The organism is Sanguibacter sp. Z1732, assembly GCF_051020515.1.
GTDB lineage: Bacteria > Actinomycetota > Actinomycetes > Actinomycetales > Beutenbergiaceae > CALKWS01.
This window is the reverse complement of record NZ_CP194857.1, coordinates 3,558,983-3,580,367: the sequence shown is the minus strand read 5'-3', so window position 1 is coordinate 3,580,367 and position 21,385 is coordinate 3,558,983. Positions and strand designations below refer to the sequence as shown.

14 protein-coding genes and 3 pseudogenes are annotated in these 21,385 nt (G+C 67.8%); 12 read left to right on the top strand and 5 right to left on the bottom strand.

The window, feature by feature from the left end; all coding sequences use genetic code 11:
- Positions 1–86: 86 nt before the first annotated feature.
- Positions 87–779, bottom strand: a complete 693-nt coding sequence (locus tag ACRRRO_RS18655; protein WP_434080701.1) for an alpha/beta hydrolase — start codon at positions 777–779, stop codon at positions 87–89.
- Positions 780–945: 166 nt separating this feature from the next.
- Between ACRRRO_RS18655 and uvrB the strand changes: the two are divergent.
- The 6 genes and pseudogenes from uvrB to murQ all read left to right on the top strand — a co-directional run bounded on the left by uvrB (position 946) and on the right by murQ (position 8,682).
- A pseudogene (gene uvrB / locus ACRRRO_RS18650) lies at positions 946–3,040 on the top strand (excinuclease ABC subunit UvrB).
- A 230-nt stretch (positions 3,041–3,270) separates the two neighbouring features.
- Positions 3,271–4,188: a MurR/RpiR family transcriptional regulator gene (locus ACRRRO_RS18645; RefSeq protein WP_434080700.1), complete on the top strand. Its 918-nt coding sequence runs from the start codon at positions 3,271–3,273 to the stop codon at positions 4,186–4,188.
- 103 nt (positions 4,189–4,291) lie between these two features.
- On the top strand, positions 4,292–5,581 hold the full coding sequence (ngcE, locus tag ACRRRO_RS18640) for an N-acetylglucosamine/diacetylchitobiose ABC transporter substrate-binding protein (protein ID WP_434080699.1): 1,290 nt from the start codon (positions 4,292–4,294) through the stop codon (positions 5,579–5,581).
- Between the two features lie 130 nt (positions 5,582–5,711).
- A complete protein-coding gene (locus ACRRRO_RS18635) occupies positions 5,712–6,737 on the top strand; it encodes a carbohydrate ABC transporter permease (RefSeq protein ID WP_424796298.1) in 1,026 nt (341 codons plus the stop codon).
- Complete coding sequence (locus ACRRRO_RS18630) at positions 6,737–7,633, top strand: carbohydrate ABC transporter permease (protein ID WP_424796297.1); 897 nt, start codon at positions 6,737–6,739, stop codon at positions 7,631–7,633. The genes ACRRRO_RS18635 and ACRRRO_RS18630 overlap by 1 nt, the downstream gene beginning before the upstream one ends.
- A 95-nt stretch (positions 7,634–7,728) precedes the next feature.
- Complete coding sequence (murQ, locus tag ACRRRO_RS18625; RefSeq protein ID WP_434080698.1) at positions 7,729–8,682, top strand: N-acetylmuramic acid 6-phosphate etherase; 954 nt, start codon at positions 7,729–7,731, stop codon at positions 8,680–8,682.
- On the opposite strand, the gene ACRRRO_RS18620 is transcribed toward murQ, so the two are convergent.
- Complete coding sequence (locus tag ACRRRO_RS18620; protein ID WP_434080697.1) at positions 8,683–9,813, bottom strand: serine hydrolase domain-containing protein; 1,131 nt, start codon at positions 9,811–9,813, stop codon at positions 8,683–8,685. It lies immediately after the preceding gene.
- Positions 9,813–10,688, bottom strand: coding sequence for a MurR/RpiR family transcriptional regulator (locus ACRRRO_RS18615; protein WP_424785847.1), 876 nt, complete (start codon positions 10,686–10,688; stop codon positions 9,813–9,815). The genes ACRRRO_RS18620 and ACRRRO_RS18615 overlap by 1 nt, the downstream gene beginning before the upstream one ends.
- 304 nt (positions 10,689–10,992) lie before the next feature.
- Between ACRRRO_RS18615 and ACRRRO_RS18610 the strand changes: the two genes are divergently transcribed.
- Positions 10,993–12,006, top strand: a complete 1,014-nt coding sequence (locus ACRRRO_RS18610; protein WP_424785848.1) for a TerC family protein — start codon at positions 10,993–10,995, stop codon at positions 12,004–12,006.
- A 7-nt stretch (positions 12,007–12,013) separates the two neighbouring features.
- Here ACRRRO_RS18610 and ACRRRO_RS18605 read toward each other — a convergent pair whose 3' ends face one another.
- Positions 12,014–12,307: a YciI family protein gene (locus ACRRRO_RS18605; RefSeq protein WP_424796294.1), complete on the bottom strand. Its 294-nt coding sequence runs from the start codon at positions 12,305–12,307 to the stop codon at positions 12,014–12,016.
- A 23-nt stretch (positions 12,308–12,330) separates the two neighbouring features.
- Positions 12,331–13,014, bottom strand: coding sequence for an MBL fold metallo-hydrolase (locus ACRRRO_RS18600; RefSeq protein WP_424796293.1), 684 nt, complete (start codon positions 13,012–13,014; stop codon positions 12,331–12,333).
- A gap of 86 nt (positions 13,015–13,100) precedes the next feature.
- On the opposite strand from ACRRRO_RS18600, the pseudogene uvrA reads away from it, so the two are divergent.
- The 5 genes and pseudogenes from uvrA to whiA all read left to right on the top strand — a co-directional run bounded on the left by uvrA (position 13,101) and on the right by whiA (position 21,282).
- Positions 13,101–16,082: pseudogene (gene uvrA, locus ACRRRO_RS18595) on the top strand (excinuclease ABC subunit UvrA).
- 51 nt (positions 16,083–16,133) lie between these two features.
- A pseudogene (uvrC, locus tag ACRRRO_RS18590) lies at positions 16,134–18,337 on the top strand (excinuclease ABC subunit UvrC).
- A 4-nt stretch (positions 18,338–18,341) separates the two neighbouring features.
- Positions 18,342–19,292 carry an RNase adapter RapZ gene (gene rapZ, locus ACRRRO_RS18585; RefSeq protein WP_424796290.1) on the top strand — a complete coding sequence of 317 codons (951 nt, stop codon included), beginning with the start codon at positions 18,342–18,344 and terminating at the stop codon, positions 19,290–19,292.
- The gene (locus tag ACRRRO_RS18580; RefSeq protein WP_424785854.1) at positions 19,289–20,284 is read left to right on the top strand and encodes a gluconeogenesis factor YvcK family protein; all 996 of its coding nucleotides are present in this window, start codon (positions 19,289–19,291) and stop codon (positions 20,282–20,284) included. Before rapZ ends, ACRRRO_RS18580 begins: the two co-directional genes overlap by 4 nt.
- Positions 20,285–20,301: 17 nt before the next feature.
- Positions 20,302–21,282, top strand: coding sequence for a DNA-binding protein WhiA (whiA, locus tag ACRRRO_RS18575; protein ID WP_424785855.1), 981 nt, complete (start codon positions 20,302–20,304; stop codon positions 21,280–21,282).
- The last annotated feature ends 103 nt before the right edge of the window (positions 21,283–21,385 follow it).

The window sequence follows — 21,385 nt, the reverse complement described above, 5'->3', positions numbered from 1 at the left end:
CCGTTACGATATGACTGAATGTTCAGTCAGCGCAGGAGATATAGAATAGAAATACGTTCGCGGTGGAGAGGCCGTGCCGGAGCGCCTCAAATTCGAGGCAGGTGCTCCTCGAGGAACGAGACGACGTCGTGCAGTCCTGCCGAGGAGATTCCGTGCCCGACGCCGGGGTAGGTCCGGGCGGACAGGGTGGTGTGCTCCCGGGCGAACGCTTCCAGCCGTTCCCGCGCCGCCGGCGGGATGATCGGGTCGGCCGGATCGACCCCGGTGAACACCGGGGGGCGGACCTGGGCCAGCGCCTCATCGCCGCCGTGCGGGCCGGGCACCACGAAGCCCGAGAGCAACGCAGCACAGGCAAAGGCCTCCGGTTGGTGACGCAGCATCTGCAGGCACATCGCCGCACCCTGACTGAATCCGAGCAGGCCGACCGGGCCGGCGGAGCGCACCTGGGCATGGGTGTGCTCCAACCAGCGCAACACCCCCCGGGTGGCAGCGTCGGTCGGCAGGGCAGCGTCCGGGGCGGCCAGTCGCTCGGGGTCGAGAGGGAACCATGCGTAGGAACCACTCATCCCTGGCAGGGGCAGCGGCGCGCGCAGACTCGCCATCAGGTACTGCGGACCCAGGGCCTGGAACAGGCCCGCCAGGTCTCGTTCGTTCGAGCCGAACCCGTGCAGCATCACCAGAAGTGGCCGATCGGCCAGGGCTTGCTGTCGTTCTGGCTCGGGCAGGGACCAGATGACCGCTCGATCGTCCACGGGCAGGTGGGTGGGGGGAGCGGTCATGGGCGCCAGTCTAGGAGTCCGCCGGGCACGGTAGGCCGGGTGGCGGACGTTGCGAAGTCGCTGCGGACCGGCGCGCGGTGCGCACGCAGGGCCTCGGGGTTCGTGCGGCTACGTCGGGAGAGAAATGGCCCGGGCCGATGTCGGTAGGAGGTCGTACTGTGGTCGCATGCGACCTGTGACCGATTTGCAGCGGACGGTAGCGCCCTTCGAGGTGATCGGACTTCACCCCTTCCGGGGACCAGCCGACCGCTATCGCCGAACTCACCGAGCGGCTGAACGCCGGGGAGAAGGATGTGGTGCTCCTGGGTGCCACCGGTACCGGGAAATCGGCGACCACGGCCTGGCTGATCGAACAGGTGCAACGCCCCACGCTGGTGATGGCCCCGAACAAGACGCTCGCGGCGCAGTTGGCGAACGAGTTCCGTGACCTGCTGCCGAACAACGCGGTGGAGTACTTCGTCTCCTACTACGACTATTACCAGCCCGAGGCCTACGTACCGCAGTCGGACACCTATATCGAGAAGGACTCATCGATCAACGACGAGGTGGAACGGCTGCGGCACTCGGCCACCAACTCCCTGCTGACCCGCCGCGACGTGGTGGTGGTGGCTTCGGTCTCCTGCATCTACGGACTCGGCACTCCGCAGGAGTACGTGGACCGGATGGTGCCGCTGCAGGTGGGCCAGCAGATCGAGCGTGATGACCTGCTGCGCCAGTTCGTGCAGATGCAGTACACCCGCAACGACATGGCGTTCACCCGGGGCACGTTCCGGGTGCGCGGTGACACCATCGAGATCATCCCGGTGTATGAGGAACTGGCGCTGCGGATCGAGATGTTCGGCGATGAGATCGAGGCGCTCTACACGCTGCACCCGCTCACGGGGGAGGTGCTGCGCAATGAGACGCAGAGCTTCCTGTTCCCCGCTTCCCACTACGTGGCCGGGCCGGAGCGGATGGAGAAGGCGATCACCACCATCGAGGAGGAACTGACCGAGCACCTGCAGGTGCTGGAGTCGCAGAACAAACTGCTGGAGGCGCAGCGGCTCCGGATGCGCACCAGTTACGACATCGAGATGATGCGCCAGATCGGCAGTTGCTCCGGCATCGAGAACTACTCCAGGCACATCGACGGCCGGCCCGCCGGATCGGCACCGCACACATTGCTGGACTACTTCCCGGAGGACTTTCTGCTCGTCATCGACGAGTCGCACGTCACGGTGCCCCAGATCGGGGCGATGTTCGAGGGGGATATGTCCCGCAAGCGCACCCTGGTCGAGCACGGGTTCCGCCTGCCCAGCGCGATGGACAACCGGCCGCTGCGCTGGGAGGAGTTCCTGGACCGGATCGGCCAGACGGTCTACCTCTCGGCGACCCCGGGACCGTATGAACTGTCCCAGTCCGACGGGGTGGTCGAGCAGATCATCCGGCCCACCGGCCTGGTGGACCCCGAGGTGGTGGTCAAGCCGACCCAGGGCCAGATCGATGACCTCCTCGCCGAGATCAACGCGCGCGCCGAGCGCGATGAGCGGGTGCTGGTCACCACCCTGACGAAGAAGATGGCCGAGGACCTGACCGACTACTTCCTGGAGAAACAGGTGCGGGTGCGGTACCTGCACTCGGAGGTGGACACCCTGCGCCGGGTGGAACTGCTCCGGGAACTGCGCTCGGGGGTGTTCGACGTGCTGGTCGGGATCAACCTGTTGCGCGAGGGTCTGGACCTGCCCGAGGTGTCCCTGGTGTCCATCCTCGATGCGGACAAGGAGGGGTTCCTGCGTTCGGGGACATCCTTGATCCAGACGATCGGGCGGGCGGCCAGGAACGTGTCCGGCCAGGTGCACATGTACGCCGATGGGATCACCGACTCGATGCGTGCCGCGATCGAGGAGACCTCCCGGCGTCGGGAGAAACAGGTCGCCTACAACGAGACGCACGGCGTGGACCCGCAGCCGTTGCGCAAGCGCATCGGAGACATCACCGACATGCTCGCGCGTGAGGACATCGACACCGCCGAGCTCCTGGCCGGTGGCTACCGTCAGCAGGGCAAGGGCCGCGGGCAGGCACCGACTCCGCGTAGCCAGACCACCGGACGGCAGGCACTGGCCGGCGCGGCCGCATCTGACCTGGCGGGGCTGATCCAGGAACTCTCCGATCAGATGCACACCGCGGCCGAGGAACTGCAGTTCGAACTGGCCGCACGGTTACGCGATGAGATCGCCGACCTGAAGAAGGAACTGCGGCAGATGAGCGAAGCGACCGCCTGAGCCCCGCTCAGTCCCGGGAGGCGTGGGCGCAAGTGCGACGCCCGCGACCGACCGGCCATGCTCACGGATGACGCTTTCCGCGACTTCACGAGCACCTGTAATCAATCTGTGACCAAGGGGTCCTTGACCCTGCGCGGTGGTGAGAATATCTTTCACGTATACGCACAGATGCGTGAGAGGAATTTTCATTGAGGCCAGAGTCGTCGCTTTCCGCTGATGCGCCCGTCCGGGTGATCGAGCGGATCGAAGCGCTGCTGCCGCAGATGTCGGAGACGATGTCCAAGATCGGCATACTCCTGCTGGCCCAGCCCACGGCGCCGCTGGAACTCTCGATCACCGACCTTGCTGACCGGGCAGGCACTTCGGCTGCCACGGTGACCCGGTTCTGCCGGCTCCTGGGGTATTCGGGGTACGTGCAGTTCCGCGTGGCCGTCGCGGCTGACTCCGCGCGGACCTCCGATGAGGAACGCCGCGCCGACATCGGCCGCAGTCTGCGCCCGGACGACTCCGCCCAGGACGTGCTGCGCAATGTCCTGAACGCCCACGAACGCTCTCTGCGCGCCACCGCCGCGCTGCTTGATCTGGAGCTATGCGGACAGGTGGCCGACCGGATCGCAGGCGCGCGTCATCTCGACATCTATGGGACCGGCGGCAGTGCGGCGATGGCATCGGAACTGCGTAATCGGCTCTACCGCATCGGGGTGAACGCCCACTCCTGGGGAGACGTGCACGCCGGTCTGGCCAGTGCCTCGATCCAGGATGAGCACACCGTGGCGATCGGGATCTCCAACTCCGGGCTGACCAGCGAGACGGTCGAGATGCTGGGACAGGCCAAGTCATCCGGGGCCTACACCGTGGCCATCACCAACCGGCTCACCTCGCCTCTGGGCCAGCTGGCTGATGCCTGCCTGATCGCCTCGGTGCCGGAGCGGTACCTGCACCCGGCGGACCTGTCGGCCAAGCACTCGCAATTGTTCGTCCTGGACCTGCTCTACCTGCTGGTGGCGCAGCGCAACTATGACGCCACCCTGGAGCGGATCGCCGCTTCGGCCGCAGCGGTGCTCGGCCACCGCCGGCCAGGCCCGGCCGATCGCCTTCCGGAGAGGCCGGGCCGGCATGACCGTCCGGCGCAGGCGGTGCCGCAGTGAGCGATCGGAGCGGCCCATGGCCGACACACCACACAGGCCTCCACCCCGACCCGGCTGCGGCAGAGCCCGCCGCAGCACGAAACCCCGAAGAAAGGTGTCAGTGATGACCAACGACGGTACGTCGATGAAGCGACGTAGCATTTTGATTGCCGCGATGGGCGCGCCCCTGGGCGTGACCCTCGCCTCCTGTGCCACTGGCGGCTCCGACGGTGACCCGACAGACGACCCGACGGAGGACGGCAACGGCGAGGCGGAAGAAGTCGACACGGAGAACCCGTTCGGGGTCGACGAGACGTCCTCGGTGGAGGCGGTGATCTTCGACGGTGGCTACGGCATCGACTACGTCGAGTTCGCCGCGGACATCATGGCGGAACGCTTCCCCGACATGAATTTCGACGTTTCCGGCACCGTCAACATCGCGCCGGAACTACAGCCACGGTTCGTGGGTGGTGACCCACCGGACCTGATCGACAACGCCGGTGCCCTGCAGATCGGGTTCACCACGATTCTTAACCAGCTCGAGGAACTCGAGGACGTCATCGACGCTCCGAACCTGGAGGGTGAGACGATCCGGGACACCCTGTTCGACGGCGTTCTGGAGCCGGGCACCTTCGGTGGCCGGTTCGTCGCGATCAACTATGTGCTGACCGTCTACGGCCTCTGGTACTCCGGGTCGTTGTTTGAGGAGTACGGCTGGGAGCCACCGACCACCTGGGATGAGGCCAAGGAACTGGGGGCGGCAGCCCAGGAGGAGGACCTGTACCTGTTCGTGTGGGGCCAGGAGGCCGCGACCTACTACCAGACGCTGGCCATCGACTCGGCGATCAAGGAGGCCGGCGACGAACTGCGCCTGGCACTGGAGAACCTGGAGCCGGACGCCTGGAGGCACGATGCGCTCCAGGACGTCTTCCAGCACATGAAGGACATCGTGGACGCCGGCTACTTCCTGCCCGGTGGTTCCGGCACTCAGTTCACTGCTGCGCAGGCACAGTGGTCGCAGGAGCAGCAGGCCATCCTGTACCCCTCGGGCTCCTGGATCGAGAACGAAATGTCCGACCAGACCGCCGACGGCTTCGAGATGCGCGGATTCCCCGCGATGTCGTTGACCGACAGTCCGGCACTGGGTGCAACCGCGCTCCACTCCACCGCTGGTGAGCCGTTCATCGTTCCCGCCGACGCCGCGAACGTCGCGGCCGGTAAGGAACTGCTGCGCACGATGCTCTCTCGTGAGGCGGCGGAGTACTTCGCTCGGGAGAAACTGGCTCCGACCATCGTCGCCGGAACCGTCCCCGAGGATGGTTTCGGTTCACCGCGCTGGTCTCTCAGACGGACATGCTGGAAGCGGCCTCCGGAGCGATCTACACCCACGACTTCGTCAGTCGTTATGGGATGAACCAGGAGATGTTGGTGCACTGGAACTCGTTCCTGGATGGCCAGACCAGCGTGGATGAACTCACTGAGGCGCTGCAGTCGCAGAGCGACCAGATCCGTGAGGACGACTCGATCGAGATCATCGAGGTGACGTGACTGCCACCAGCCAGGACCCAGGGCGTGCCCTGGCCGTCACGGCTGGGCCGACGCCGGGGGGTGTCAAGACCCCCCGGCGTCGTCGGCGCCACCCGTTGACTTTGGATTACATCAGTTTCTTCGTGATGTTCCTCGGCCTGCCCCTGGGCCTGTTCCTCGTCTTTGTGATCTGGCCGTTCGCGCAAGCGGCCTACTACTCGGTAACCAACTGGACCGGCTTCACCGCCGAGTTCGACGTGATCGGTATGTCCAACTACGTCCGGTTGTTCAACGACGATCTGTTCCGTACCGCCGTGTGGAACAGCACCCGGCTGGCCCTGGTTGTACCGTTCGTCACGATCACGATTGCGCTGATCTTCGCCAGCCTGATCACCGTCGGTGGTGCCGGTAGGGGCAATGTGCGTGGCCTGGCCGGTTCGGACTTCTACCGGGTGGTGTCCTTCTTCCCGTACGCGATACCGGCGATCGTGATCGCACTGATGTGGCGGTTGATCTTCGACCCGAATATCGGTCTGGTCAACGGGATCCTCACCGCCTTCGGATTGGACCAGTTCGAGTCCTATCCCTGGTTGGGGCGGGTCGCCACCGCGATGCCGGTGACGATGTTCGTGATCATCTGGGGCATGGTCGGGTTCTACATGCTGTTGTTCATCGCAGCGATCAAGGGGGTGCCGGCCGAAACGTTTGAGGCCGCCCGCCTGGATGGGGCCGGTCGCTTCCGGACCATCCGCTCGATCATCTTGCCGTTGATCCGCAACAACGTGCAGACGGCCTGGATCTACCTGGGCATCATCGCCCTGGACGGCTTCGTCTACGTCCAAGCCCTCAACCCCAGTGGTGGTCCGGCCAACGACACCCTGGTGATGTCGCAGTACCTGTTCCGCACGGCCTTCACCGATGGGCGCTTCGGGATCGCCAGCGCGATGGGCGTGGTGCTGGCCCTGGTGACATTGCTCTTCGCGGCGATCGTCTTCAGCGTCAACCGTCTCCTCGGCGGGCGCGATGAGAAGGGAACATCCTGATGAGCCTGCAAACGGAAGCCAGGCCCCCGGCTGCGGGGGCGGTGAAGGTGCGCCACCGTCGCGAGGACGGCCGGGACCGGGTGGTGATGGGCAGCGCCCACGTCGTGCTGGCGATCTGGGCCGTCGTCGTGATCCTCCCGATGCTGTGGACGTTGATGTCCTCGTTCAAGACGAACACGGCCATCTTTTCGTCCCCGTTCGCATTGCCGACGGGGGTGAACCTGGACAACTACGTCACGGCGTGGACCCAGCACGGAATCGGCGGGTACTTCGTCAACACCGTCCTGGTGGTGGGCGGAGCACTGTTCCTCGTGATGCTGCTGGGGGCGATGTGTTCCTACATCCTGGCCCGGTATGAGTTTCCCGGGCGCAGGGGCATCTACTACATGATGCTCGCAGGGCTGACCTTCCCGGTCTTCCTGGCCATCGTGCCGTTGTTCTTCGTCATGGAGAACCTGGGCATCCGCAACACCCTGCCCGGGCTGATCGTTGTGTACGTGGCCTTCGCACTTCCGTTCACGGTGTTCTTCCTGTACGCCTTCTTCCGCAGTCTGCCGGTGGAGATGAGCGAAGCAGCGCAGGTCGACGGCGCCGGGCATTGGCGGACCTTCTTCTCGGTCATGCTGCCGATGGCGGTACCGGGGATGGCCTCGGTGGCGATCTTCAACTTCCTCGGGCTCTGGAACCAGTACCTGCTCCCGGTGGCGCTGAACACCAACCGGGACAACTGGGTACTGTCCCAGGGCATCGCCTCCTTCGTCAGCTCGGCCGGCTACCGCACCGACTACGGCGCCATGTTCGCCGCCGTGGTCATCACGGTCATCCCGGTGCTGGTCATCTACGTCATATTCCAGCGTCGCCTCCAGGGGTCGGTCGCCCAGGGAACCATGAAATAGTCCGCCCACCCCGTTCTCCCGCGGCCCGCGGGAGGACGGGCCCACCCCACGCAGCGGCGAGTCTGCCTCGCCGGCGATCCCGAGGAGTCGGCTGGTTGCGCACCAGCGTTGTGCCGAACATGACAAGTCACCACGCCCCCACCCCACCTGATCGAACGATCGACGCACTGGCCACCGAACAGGTCGATCCCCGCCACCAGGGACTCGACCTGGCTCCCACCCTTGAGGTGATGGCGGCGATGAACGAGGCGGAGCGGCAGGTCCCGGCAGCGGTGGCCGCGGTGCTGCCGGCGATCGCGGCGGTGGTCGACGCCGTCGCGGATTGCCTGCGGGCCGGTGGCCGCCTGTTCTATATCGGGGCCGGGACGTCCGGGCGGCTCGGAGTGCTGGACGCGGCCGAGTGCCCACCCACCTTCCACACCGATCCCTCCCTGGTCCAGGGCATCATCGCCGGTGGCCGCACCGCCATGTTCGACGCCGTCGAGGGGGCCGAGGACTCCCCGGACCAAGGCGCCCAGGACGTTACCGCCGCCTCGGTGCGAGCCGGTGATGCGGTGGTGGGGATCGCAGCCAGCGGGCGCACGCCCTATGTGCTGGGTGCGCTCCGTGCTGCCCGCGAGGCCGGAGCGCTGACAGTAGGACTGGCCTGTAACACCGGATCGGAGCTCGGCCTCGTGGTCGATCACGCACTCGAGGTAGCCGTGGGACCGGAGGTGCTGGCCGGCTCCACCAGGTTGAAAGCGGGATCGGCCACCAAACAGGTGCTGAACATGATCTCCACCGGGGTGATGATCCGGCTCGGCAAGACCTACCGCAACCTCATGGTGGACGTCTCGGTGACGAACGCGAAGTTACGGGACCGGGCCGAGCGGCTGGTGATGGCGGTCACCGGTGTGGAGAGGGCGCAGGCGAGCCGCGCGTTGGATGAATCGGATCTGCGCGTTCCGGTGGCGGCGCTGATGATCCGGCACGGACTGGACCGGACCGGCGCCGAGCAGGCGCTGGACCAGGCCGGGGGCGTGCTGCGGGTGGCGTTGGAACAGGGCTGATCAGGCCCGATCCACCCATGCCTGGGCCAACTCCACCACGGCTCGACGCAACCCCATCACCGTGAACGCCGAGCGGTAGGGGTGCACCCGGTTCGTCAGCAGGACCACCGACAGTTCCCGGGCCGGGTCGATGACCAGCGAGGTGCCGGTGAATCCGGTGTGCCCGAGAAGCCCGTCGGCGTCGACGCCCATGAACGAGGCGTCGCCCACCCGTAGACCGACGGCCTGGCCGAACCCGGCGGCGACGCGCCCGCGGGCATCGAGCAGATCGGTGCTGAGGAGGTTGCGCACGGCGTCATCGATCGGGCCGGTCGGGGTACGGATCGCCTCGGCGAAGGTCAGGACATCGGCAGCGGTGGCGAAGACCCCGGCGTTCCCGGCGCCGCCCAGCACCCACGCGGCCTCGTCGTGCACCTGGCCGCGTACCAGCCCCCGGGCCGGGTCGTGCTGGTACTCGGTGGGCACCACCCGGTCGGGTTCGGCGGGGTGGTAGCCGGTATCGGCCATGCCCAGGGGCCCGGTGACCTCCCGCGCCAGCAACTCCGGCAGCGGGCGCCCCGTGGCCTGCTCGAGCAGGAGGCCGAGTACCTGGTAGCCCACGCACGAGTAGGTGTGCACGCGGCCGGCCCGGTGCCGCAGGCGCTGGCTGAGCACCACCGCGACCCGCTCGCCCCGGTGCGCCGGAGTGTCCCAGTGCTCGAACATCGCGGGCAGGCCGGAGGTGTGGAGGAGCAGGTGGCGCACCAGCACGTCCTCGCGCCCGTCGCCGGTGAACGCCGGCAGGTGCCGCACTACCGGATCCTCCAAGCCGATGACGCCGGAGCGCACCTGGGTCAGCGCGGTCGCCGCGACGAGCACCTTGGTCAGCGAGGCGAGGTCGAAGACATCGCCGGGACCCAGCGGGCGTGGGTCGGCGAGCAGGCCGCCGTCGGGCGTGAAGAGTTCAGCGGCACCGGCGTGCGCCGTCGCCACGACATGACCCCGGTGTGCGATCACCGCGTGCGCAGCCGGTGTACCCCTTCGTGGTTCCGCACCCGGCTCGCCGTGGCGACCCGGTGGCGTGACCGGGACGCGCGCGGCCAGCGTTGCCGAGTCCAGAGCCCGTTGCAGGGTCGCCTCCAGGCCGTCCATCACGTCTGCCGGTACTTGGCAACCGTGTCGTAGGTGTCCCGGAGGGCCGCAACCGAGTCATCCAGCCGGCGCTGGGCCACACCCACGAAGACGCAGTCCACCAGCACGAGTTGCGCGGTCCGGGAGGCCATCGGACCGGCCCGGAACTGGGATTCGCGCACGCTGGTGAACAGGGTGAGGTCGGAGGTTGTGGCGACCGGAGACCCGGCCACGTTGGTGATCCCGACCGTGGTGGCCCCCCGGCTCTTGGCTGCGGCGAGAAAGCCGATCACCTCCGTGGTCGTGCCACGGTGGGAGAGGCCGATCGCCACGTCGCCGGGCCGCATCAACGCGGTGGACAGGACCGCCTCGTGGCCGTCGACGAAGTGGGACGAGTGGCGCCCGATCCGGAAGAGCTTGCGGTGCAGGTCTGCCGCCGACCAGCCGGACGCGCTGACGCCGTAGACGGAGATGCGGTCCGCTCGGTCGATGGCCGAGACCACCTGTTCCAGGACCCCGAGGTCCAGTTTCGCGATGGTCTCCTCGATGCCCAGGCTCTCGGTGAAACCGATGGTGGCGATCATCGACCCCAGGGACGTGTCGTCGGCCTCCGCGCCCCCGGTCAGGTCCGCCCCGTGGAAGGAGGTGTCCAGGCGGCGTGCATCCTCGCGGCCCATCTCGGTGGCCAGGGCCAGGCGCAACTGCACATAGCCGTGCAGCCCGAGGGTCCGACAGAACCGCACGATTGTGGTCTCCGACGTCGACGAGCGGCGCGCGAGTTCGGAGATCGTGCCTTCCAGGACCACGTGGGGGTCGGTCAGGATGACATCGGCCACTCGCTGCATCGAAGGGGCCAGGAAGCCGCGTTTGGCCTGGATCTGTGACTGGATGCTCACGTGGAGGCCTCCGGGTGGTGGGTTCGAGGTAGCGAGCCGCGGGATGTACGAAGGTTACCTTCGGTCGGCTCGCTTCGGAGCTCGTTGACCAACCGCGTCGGTCCCGCTGTGATGGAGGTGACAGGGGCTTGCGGGTGCCGAACTGCGCGGGCACCTGTTAGCGTGAGCCCGTTGGAGGGGAGTATCCCGACCATGGCGGCGTCGTCATCACGATGAGCGTAGGTGCCCATCCGGTGCCGCCAGCCCACGAGTGTGGGTGGGAGAGACCTCCGGTGCCCATCGTGAGTGTCGCCGGAGGTTAGGTATGGATGTGCCCCTGTGGGTGTGGGGTGTCACGGTCGGGGTCATCCTGGCCATGCTCTTGGTCGACTTCCTCGGTCACGTGCGCAAGGCGCATGAGCCCCAGCTGAGGGAAGCGGGCCTCTGGTCTGCCGCTTACGTGCTCATCGCGCTGATCTTCGGCGTCGTGGTGTGGGTCACCTGGGGCTCGGAGTACGGCCAGCAGTACTTCAGCGGCTACGTGCTGGAGAAGTCACTGAGTGTGGACAACCTGTTCGTGTTCGTGCTGATCCTGTCGAGTTTCCGGGTGCCGCGGCAGTACCAGCAGAAGGTGCTGTTGATCGGCATCGTCATCGCGCTGGTGCTGCGCACGATCTTCATCTTCGTCGGCGCCGCCGCGGTCAACGAGTTCGCCTGGATCTTCTACATCTTCGGCGCATTCCTGATCTGGGTGGCGATCGGTCAGTTGCGCCAGGATTCGGAACAGGAGGGGGAGTACCAGGAGAACGCCATGCTGCGTCTGGTGCGCCGGCTGTTCCGGACCACCGACGACTACGCCGACGACAAACTCTTCGTCCGGCAGGACGGCCTCCTGTACGTCACCCCGATGTTGATCGTGATGATCGCGATCGGGTCTGCCGACGTCCTGTTCGCGGTGGACTCCATCCCCGCGATCTTCACCGTCACCCAGGAGACCTACCTGGTCCTCACCGCGAACGCGTTCGCACTGCTGGGCCTGCGCCAGCTCTACTTCCTGATCGACGGGCTCCTCGACAAGCTCGTCTACCTGCATTACGGACTCGCCGCGATCCTGACGCTGATCGGGGTGAAGGCCATCATCCACGCTCTGCACGAGAACGACCTGCCCTTCCTCAACAGCGGTGAGCCGATCGAGGTGGTGCCGGAGATCCCGACGAATGTCTCCCTGCTGGCGGTCCTGAGCATCCTGATCGTCACCACGGTGGCCTCGTTGACCATCGGACGCCGGCGGAAGGGTAAGCCCAAGCCGGTGAAACCACCGCGGGCACTGGGGAACTGAGAATTGCTCAGTCGTCCTCGAACGGCCCGAAAACCGGCTTCCAGGCACGCAAGGTACGGTGCGTGATCAACTTGGCCCGCTGGAACGGGTCGTCGTCGAGTAGCCGGGACACCTCGGCGTCGGACTCGCCGCGCAGGATCAGCAGGGCACCCGGGGCCGCATTGTCCAGCCATGGTCCGGAGGCCAGGAGCGTGCCCTCGTCGTGCAGCCTCCCGAGGAACTCCCGGTGCGAGGGCCGCAGTTCGTTCAGGTCCTCGGTGCGCTGGACGTCATAGATGTACTCGACGGCGAAGATCGTCATGCGCCGACCTTAGTACGCGAGGCTCACCACCGGCGTTCGCGCCAGTGGTCCAGTTGAGGACGTTCGGCGCCCAGGGTGGTGTTGTCGCCGTGCCCGGGGTGGACCACGGCATCGTCGCCGTAGACGTCGAAGATCCTGGTCTGCACATCGGTGAGCAGTGAGTCGAAGTCCTCCTCGCTCGTGGTTCGGCCCACCCCCCCGGGGAACAGGCTGTCGCCGGTGAAGAGGTGCACCACCCCGCTGCTGGTGTCGGTCCAGGCCAGCGCAACCGACCCGGGGGTGTGGCCGCGCAGTCCGATCACGTCCAGATGCTGCGTGCCCAGCCGCACGTGGTCCCCGTGCTGGAGGTGACGGTGCACGGGCACGGGCAGCGCAGCGGCGTCGTCGGCTCCCGCCAGGGCGGGCGCACCGGTGTGCTCGACCAGGGCCGGGAGGGCCCGGTGGTGGTCCCAGTGCTGGTGCGTGGTCACGATCGCGGCGACCTCGCCGGCGGGGCCGGGCTCGGCGAGCAGCGCGCACAGTCGGTGGGCATCATCGGCGGCGTCGATGAGAAGGTGCGCTCCGGAGGAAGTCTCGGTGAGCAGGTAGGCGTTGTTGTCCTGCTCCGATACCGAGGCCTTGCGGATCTGCACGACGCCCAGGTCCCACGCGATGCTGGGACCCCCGGGCTCGGCGTGGCCGGGGACGAAGTCTGCGGAGGTGTTCATCGACCCATTGTGCCGGTGCGGCCGGTGCACCGCAGATGCCCGGCGCGCGCGGTGTGGCCGAACGCACGCCGTCGAACAGTTGTACGATGTCGGTGCCAGCGTTTACCATTGGCGACGTGAGTGACCACCTCCTGATCCGCGGCGCGCGGGAACACAACCTGCGCAACATCAACCTCGACCTTCCCCGGAACCAGTTGATCGTCTTCACCGGGCTGTCGGGTTCGGGGAAGTCGTCGCTGGCCTTCGACACGATCTTCGCCGAGGGGCAGCGCCGGTACGTGGAATCCCTGTCCGCCTACGCCCGCCAGTTCCTGGGGCAGATGGACAAGCCGGATGTCGACTTCATCGAGGGGTTGTCACCCGCAGTCTCGATCGACCAGAAATCCACCAACCGCAACCCGCGCTCCACGGTGGGCACGATCACCGAGGTGTATGACTACCTGCGGTTGCTGTACGCCCGAGCCGGTACCCAGCACTGCCCGGTGTGTGTGACGAGAGGATCATCGCCCAGACCCCGCAGCAGATCGTGGATCAGTTGCGGCAGATGCCCGAGGGGACCCGGTTCCAGGTGCTCGCGCCGGTGGTCCGTGGCCGCAAGGGGGAGTACGCCGACCTGTTCCGTGACCTGGGCGCACAAGGATTCGCCCGGGCTCGGGTCGATGGTGAGACCGTTCCGCTGGCAGAACCGCCCACGCTGGAGAAGAACCTCAAGCACACCATCGAGGTGGTGGTGGACCGGCTGGTGGTCCGGGAGAACATCCGCCAGCGACTGACCGATTCGGTGGAGACCGCGTTGCGGCTCGCGGAGGGACTGCTCCTGGTGGACCTGGTCGACGCCGACCCGGAGGACCCGGAGCGGGTGCGCCGGTTCTCCGAGCGCCGGGCCTGCCCGAACGACCACCCACTGACACTCGATGAGATCGAGCCGCGCACCTTCTCCTTCAACGCACCCTACGGCGCCTGCCCCGAGTGCACCGGGATCGGGACGCGACTGGAGGTGGACCCGGATCTGGTCATCCCCGATGAGGACCTGACGTTGGCCGAGGGCGCCGTGGCGCCGTGGACCACCGGGTCGGCGGCCTACTTCGAGCGGGTGCTGGGCGCCCTGGGCGAGGAACTCGAGTTCTCCATGGACGTGCCGTGGCGGGCCCTGCCGAAGCGCGCCAGGGAAGCGATCCTGCACGGCAAGGACCACAAGGTGCACGTGCGCTACCGCAACCGGTGGGGCCGGGAGCGGTCCTACTCCACCGGCTTCGAAGGGGTGATCTCCTTCATCGAACGGCGCCACTCCGAGACCGATTCGGACTGGTCCCGCGAACGCTACGAAGGCTACATGCGGGAGGTACCGTGCCCGGCCTGCCATGGGGCGCGGTTGAAACCCGAGGTGCTCGCGGTGCGCGTCGGCGGCAAGTCCATCGCCGAGGTGTGCGGTCTGCCGATCGACCAGGCCAAGGAGTTCCTGGACGCGCTCGAACTGAGCCCCCCCCGCGAGGCGGCGATCGCCGGCCAGGTGCTCAAGGAGATCCACGCCCGGATGGGCTTCTTGCTCGACGTCGGGCTCGACTACCTGTCGATGTCCCGGGCCGCGGGGACCCTCTCCGGTGGGGAGGCCCAGCGGATCAGGCTGGCCACCCAGATCGGCTCGGGCCTGGTCGGGGTGCTGTACGTGCTGGACGAGCCGAGCATCGGGCTGCACCAGCGTGACAACAGGCGTCTGATCGACACCCTCAGCCGGCTGCGTGACCTGGGCAACACCCTGATCGTGGTCGAGCACGATGAGGACACCATCCGGACAGCCGACTGGGTCGTGGACATCGGGCCGGGAGCGGGGGAGCTGGGCGGACGGATCGTGCACTCGGGTAGTTACGCCGACCTGCTCACCCAGGAGGACTCGGTGACCGCGGCGTATCTGGCCGGGCGACGGGAGATCCCGATCCCGGCCCAACGGCGCGAACCGGACCCGGAGCGCCAGATCGTGGTGCACGGGGGCGGGGGAGAACAACCTCAAGTCGGTCACCGTGCCCTTCCCGCTGGGCTGTTTCATCGCCGTCACCGGGGTCTCCGGCTCCGGTAAGTCCACGTTGGTGGACTCCATCCTGTACAAGGTGCTGGCGAACGAACTCAACGGGGCACGCACCGTTCCGGGCCGGCACAAGCGCGTCACCGGACTGGAGACCCTGGACAAGGTCGTGCACGTGGACCAGAGCCCGATCGGGCGGACCCCACGCTCCAACCCGGCCACCTACACCGGGGTGTGGGACCACGTGCGCAGGCTCTTCGCCGAGACCCAGGAGGCGAAGGTGCGCGGGTACACCCCGGGCCGGTTCTCCTTCAACGTCAAGGGTGGTCGCTGTGAGGCGTGCTCGGGTGACGGCACGCTGAAGATCGAGATGAACTTCCTGCCCGATGTCTACGTGCCATGCGAGGTGTGCCACGGGGCGCGGTACAACCGCGAGACCCTGGAGGTGCACTACAAGGGCCGCACGGTGGCCGAGGTGCTGGACATGCCGATCACCGAGGCCGCGGACTTCTTCGCTGCCGTGCCCGCCGTGGCCCGGCACCTGAAGACCCTTGTCGATGTGGGCCTGGGGTACGTGCGGTTGGGTCAGCCCGCACCCACGCTGTCCGGCGGTGAGGCTCAGCGCGTCAAACTCGCCTCGGAGTTGCAGAAGCGCTCCTCCGGCCGCACGGTCTACGTGCTGGACGAGCCGACCACCGGGCTGCACTTCGAGGACATCCGCAAACTCATGGGTGTCCTGCAGGGCCTGGTCGACAAGGGCAACACCGTGGTGGTGATCGAGCACAACCTCGATGTGATCAAGAACGCCGACTGGGTGATCGACATGGGTCCCGAGGGCGGCATCGGTGGTGGCACCGTGGTGGCCAGCGGCACACCCGAGCAGGTGGCCCAGGTCGGGGCGAGCCACACCGGCAGGTTCATCGCCGAGATCGTCGGCCCCGACGCGGTCGTCCGGACGAAGCCGATCACGCTGGTGGCCACCCCGTCGCGGCCGAAGGCACGCTCGGTCCGGCGGGCCACCAAGGCACGGTCCAAGAAGAGCGCCTGAGCCGCCCTTACCCCGGCGCTGTCCGCGCGCGGGTCGAACTAGGGTGGAACCGTGGCTGATCCCTCGACCTACCGTCCCCGTCCCGGGGAGATTCCCGAGTCACCGGGGGTGTACCGCTTCCTGGACTCCCACGGGCGGGTCGTGTACGTGGGCAAGGCGAAGAACCTGCGTTCGCGCCTGTCGAGTTACTTCGGCAACCTCGCCGGCCTGCACCAGCGCACCCAGCAGATGGTGACCACCGCCGCCTCCGTGGACTGGACCGTGGTGAGCACCGAGGTGGAGTCCCTGGCGCTGGAGTACGCCTGGATCAAGGAGTTCGACCCCAGGTTCAACGTCAAGTACCGCGACGACAAGTCCTACCCGTTCCTTGCCGTGACCATGGGTGAGGAGTTCCCCAGAGTGCAGGTGATGCGCGGCGCGAAGCGGCCCGGCACCCGCTACTTCGGTCCCTATTCCCACGCCTGGGCGATCCGGGAGACGGTCGATCTGCTCCTGCGGGTGTTCCCGATCCGCTCATGTTCGGCGGGGGTGTTCAAACGGGCCAAGGCCGCCGGGCGCCCGTGCCTGCTGGGCTATATCGGCAAGTGCGCGGCCCCGTGCGTGGGCTGGATCTCGCCGGAGGAGCACCGGGATCTGGCCGAGGACTTCTGTGACTTCATGGCGGGGAACACCGCGCAGTTCGAGCGCCGCCTCGAGGCGCAGATGCGCGCGGCGGCGGCCGAGCAGGACTACGAGCGTGCCGCACGGCTGCGCGATGACCTGGGCGCCTTGCGCAAGGTGGTGGAGAAGAACGCTGTGGTGCTGCCCGATGGCACCGACGCCGACGTGTTCGCGATGGCCGCCGACGAACTGGAGGCCTCGGTCCAGGTGTTCCACGTCCGGGGCGGGCGGATCCGCGGCCAGCGTGGGTGGGTCACCGAGCGCGAGTGGAGGACCTGTCCGAGGGTGAGTTGGTCGAACGGCTGCTCCAGCAGGTCTACGGGGGCACCACCGATCCGCAGGCGGTACCCCGGGAGGTGATCGTTCCGGCCGAGCCGGACAACCTCGCCCAGGTACAGCAGTGGCTGCGGAGCCTGCGCGGGGCGAACGTGAGTGTGCGGGTGGCGCGGCGCGGGGACAAGCGGCGGCTGGCCGAGACGGTGGAGGCCAACGCCCAGCAGGCTCTGGCGTTGCACAAGACCCGCCGCGCCGGTGACCTGACGGCCCGATCCCACGCGCTGGCCCAACTCCAGGAGCACCTGGATCTGCCGACCTCACCGCTCCGGATCGAGTGCTACGACATCTCCCACACCGCCGGCAGTGAGCAGGTGGCCTCGATGGTGGTGTTCGAGGACGGCCTGGCCCGCAAGAGCGAGTACCGCCACTTCGTGGTCCGCGGCGCCCACGGCGACGGTGCCCGCGATGACACCGAGGCGATGTATGAGGTGCTCAGCCGCCGCTTCCGGCGCTACCTGGCCGGGGTGCGGGGGTCGGGAACCGAGGACGACGACGTCGCTGCCGCAGTGGAGGACGGTGCACCCGGGCCGGATCCGTCCGTTCCGCGACCGGACCTGCTCACCCAGCCGCACGCCGACCCCGGAAGCACGGCACGGGCGGCCTCGGCGCCCGACCAGGCACCACCCCGGGCCCTCACACCGGGGGAGGCGTCCTCGGCCGCCCCAGCGGCACGGCCCCAGAAACGGTTCGCCTACCCGCCGCAACTGGTGGTGGTCGACGGCGGCGCCCCCCAGGTGGCTGCTGCCGTTCGAGCGTTGGACGACCTGGGCATCGGGGATGTCTCCGTGGTGGGCCTGGCCAAACGGTTGGAGGAGGTGTGGCTACCGGGCGAGGACTACCCGCTGGTGCTGCCCCGCACCTCCGACGCTCTCTTCCTGCTCCAGCGCATCCGGGACGAAGCACATCGCTTCGCGATCGCCCACCACCGAAAGCGGCGCAGCAAGGCGATGACCCGCTCGGTGCTCGATGCCATCCCCGGACTGGGGCCGGCCCGTCAGCAGGCGCTGCTGACCGAGTTCGGGTCGGTGAAGAAGCTGCGCGCCGCGTCGGTGGACCAGATCCTGGCCGTGCCCGGGATCGGTCCCGGGCTCGCCCGAACCGTCCATGCCGTGCTCAATCCTGACTCCGACGAGGACACCACGGACCCTGGCGGGCCCGGGGGCTCCGTCGCAGCCGGGACGGCACCCCCCTCGGCGGCAACGCCGGGCACGGGCGGCGTCCCGAACCCGCCACCTGGTGGCGATGGCGTGAGAACCTAGTGGCATGAGCACCGAAGAGCCGGGGGATCAGGCGCCCTCCACGTTCCCCCGGGGAATCCCACTGCTGGAAGAGCAGACGCCGCCTCCGGAGGACACCCGGCCGGAGATCATCATCATCACCGGCATGTCCGGAGCCGGGCGCTCCCGCGCCGCTGCGGTGCTGGAGGACATGGACTGGTACGTGGTGGACAACATGCCACCCCGGATGCTGCTGGCCCTGGCCGGGATGATGACCTCGAACGAGGGCGGGGTACGCCGCCTGGCCGCGGTGGTGGATGTGCGTTCCCGGGAGTTCTTCGCCGACCTGATCGAGGTGCTCAACGACCTTCGCCGGCGCGGTGTGGAGTACCGGCTCATCTTCCTCGACGCCGGTGACGAGGTCCTGGTGCGCCGGTTCGAGCAGGTCCGCCGCCCGCACCCGTTGCAAGGGGAGGGCAGGCTCCTGGATGGGATCAAGGAGGAGCGCGGGCTGCTGGACAACCTGCGCAGACGCTCCGACGTGCTGATCGACACCTCCAACACCTCGGTGCACGACCTGGCCCGAGCAGTACGTGAACTGCTTGCCGAGGAGAGCGACCAGAGCCTGAAGATCACCGTGGTCTCGTTCGGTTTCAAGTACGGGCTCCCGCTGGACGCCGACCATGTGGTGGACGTGCGATTCCTGTCCAACCCCTATTGGGTCACCGAGTTGCGCCACCTCACCGGCAAGGACGAGCCGGTCCGGGACTACGTCCTGTCCCTGCCCGGGGCCTCCGACTTCATCACCCGGTACATCGATGCCATCGAGCCGGTGCTGGACGGGTACCTGCGCGAGCAGAAACCGTACGTGACCATCGCGATCGGATGTACCGGCGGTAAGCACCGGTCCGTCGCGCTGAGTGAGGCGATGGCCGCGGAGTTGCGATCCCGCGGTCAACGCGCCGGTGTCGTCCACCGCGACCTGGGCCGGGAATGACGGCGGCACCGACGTCACCACGGGGCCCGGCCCGCAGACCGGGCCCGCTGAAGGTCGCTGCCTTGGGCGGGGGGCACGGCCTCGCCGCGAGCCTGCGCGCACTGAGGCACGTGACCAGCGACGTCACCGCGGTGGTGACGGTGGCAGATGACGGCGGATCCTCGGGCCGGCTGCGCCAGGAACTGGGCGTGCTGCCCCCCGGGGACCTGCGGATGGCGCTGTCGGCACTGTGCGACGAGTCCGACTGGGGGCACACCTGGAGCGACGTTCTGCAGCACCGATTCACCTCCTCCGGGCCGTTGGACGGGCACGCGCTGGGGAACCTGCTGATCGTCTCGCTCTGGGAGTTGCTCGGCGATGAGGTCTCCGGTCTCGATTGGGTGGCCAAACTCCTCGGTGCCGACGGCCGGGTACTGCCGATGGCGGCGGTGCCCCTGGAGATCGAGGCGGACGTGAAGTTGCCCAACGGGCAGGAGGCGCTGGTGCGCGGCCAGTCCAGGGTGGCGGTGACCTCCGGGGCGGTGCAGCGGGTCCGGCTGATCCCCGCGGACCCGCCGGCCTGCCCTGAGGCTGTGCAGGCGATCCGGCAGGCCGATGTGGTGGTGCTCGGACCGGGCTCGTGGTTCACCTCGGTCATGCCGCATCTGATGGTGCCCGAGATCGCCGAAGCGCTGCACGAGGCACGCCTCACCCTGACGCTCAACCTCTCCGCGCAGCAGGGCGAAACCACCGGCTACACCGCAGTGGACCACCTGCACTCGTTGCAGTCTTACGCACCCGGGTTGAAACTGGACACTGTGATCGCCGACCCCGCATCGATCGAGGACCTGGACGAATTGCAGAGCCACGCCAGAACCCATGGGGCCCGGCTGCTGCTACGGCAGGTCGGACAGGGTGACGGTGGTCCTTATCATGACCCGCTGCGGCTCGCGGCGGCGTATCGTGATGCGTTCGACCGGTTCCTTGGCGACGTAGGGGAGAAGTCTGGATGAGTGGCAGGATGACGCTCATGTCTTTGACCACGGACGTGAAGGATGAACTGGCCAGGCTGAAGGTGGACCGGGTCTCGGCTCGCAAGGCCGAGGTTTCCGCCACCCTCCGGTTCGCCGGTGGCCTGCACATCATCTCCGGCCGGATCGTGATCGAGGCCGAACTGGACGCCGGGATCGCTGCCCGCCGCTTGCGCCAGGCGATCAATGAGATCTACGGGCATACCTCTGAGGTGATCGTGGTCTCCGGGGGTGCCCTGCGCCGGGGGAACCGCTACGTGGTGCGGGTGGTCCGCGAAGGTGAGGCACTGGCCCGCCAGACCGGTCTGCTGGACTCCCGCGGCCGGCCCGTGCGTGGCCTACCCCCGCAGGTGGTCTCAGCGAGCGTAGGTGACGCCGTCGCCGCCTGGCGGGGAGCGTTCCTGGCCCGCGGGTCCCTGACGGAACCGGGCCGTTCCTCGGCGCTGGAGGTCACCTGCCCGGGCCCGGAGGCCGCCCTGGCCCTGGTGGGCGCCGCGCGCCGGTTGGACATCATCGCCAAGGCGCGCGAGGTGCGAGGGGTGGACCGGGTGGTGATCCGCGACGGGGACGCGATCAGCGCCATCCTGACCCGGATGGGCGCCCACGACGCGGTCCTGGTCTGGGAGGAACGACGGATGCGCCGTGAGGTCCGCGGCACCGCCAACCGGCTGGCGAACTTCGACGACGCGAACCTGCGTCGGTCGGCGCAGGCAGCGGTGGCCGCCGGAGCACGGGTGGAACGGGCCTTCGAGATCCTCGGGGAGGACGTGCCCGAGCACCTGCTCCAGGCCGGTCGGCTGCGCCTGGAGCACAAGCAGGCCTCTCTTGAAGAACTCGGTCAGCTCTCCGACCCCCCGCTGACCAAGGACGCCGTAGCCGGGCGGATCCGCCGGCTACTGGCAATGGCAGACAAGCGCGCCTACGAACTGGGCGTGCCGGACACCGAGGCGAACCTGACCCAGGAGATGCTCGACATGTAGGACGCCCGGCGGCTGGGACCTTTGTCACAAGGTGTCCCGCCACACACGGGTGTAGCGTTAACCGTGGGGCACACACCGGCACGAGCCGGGTGTGTGCCACGTC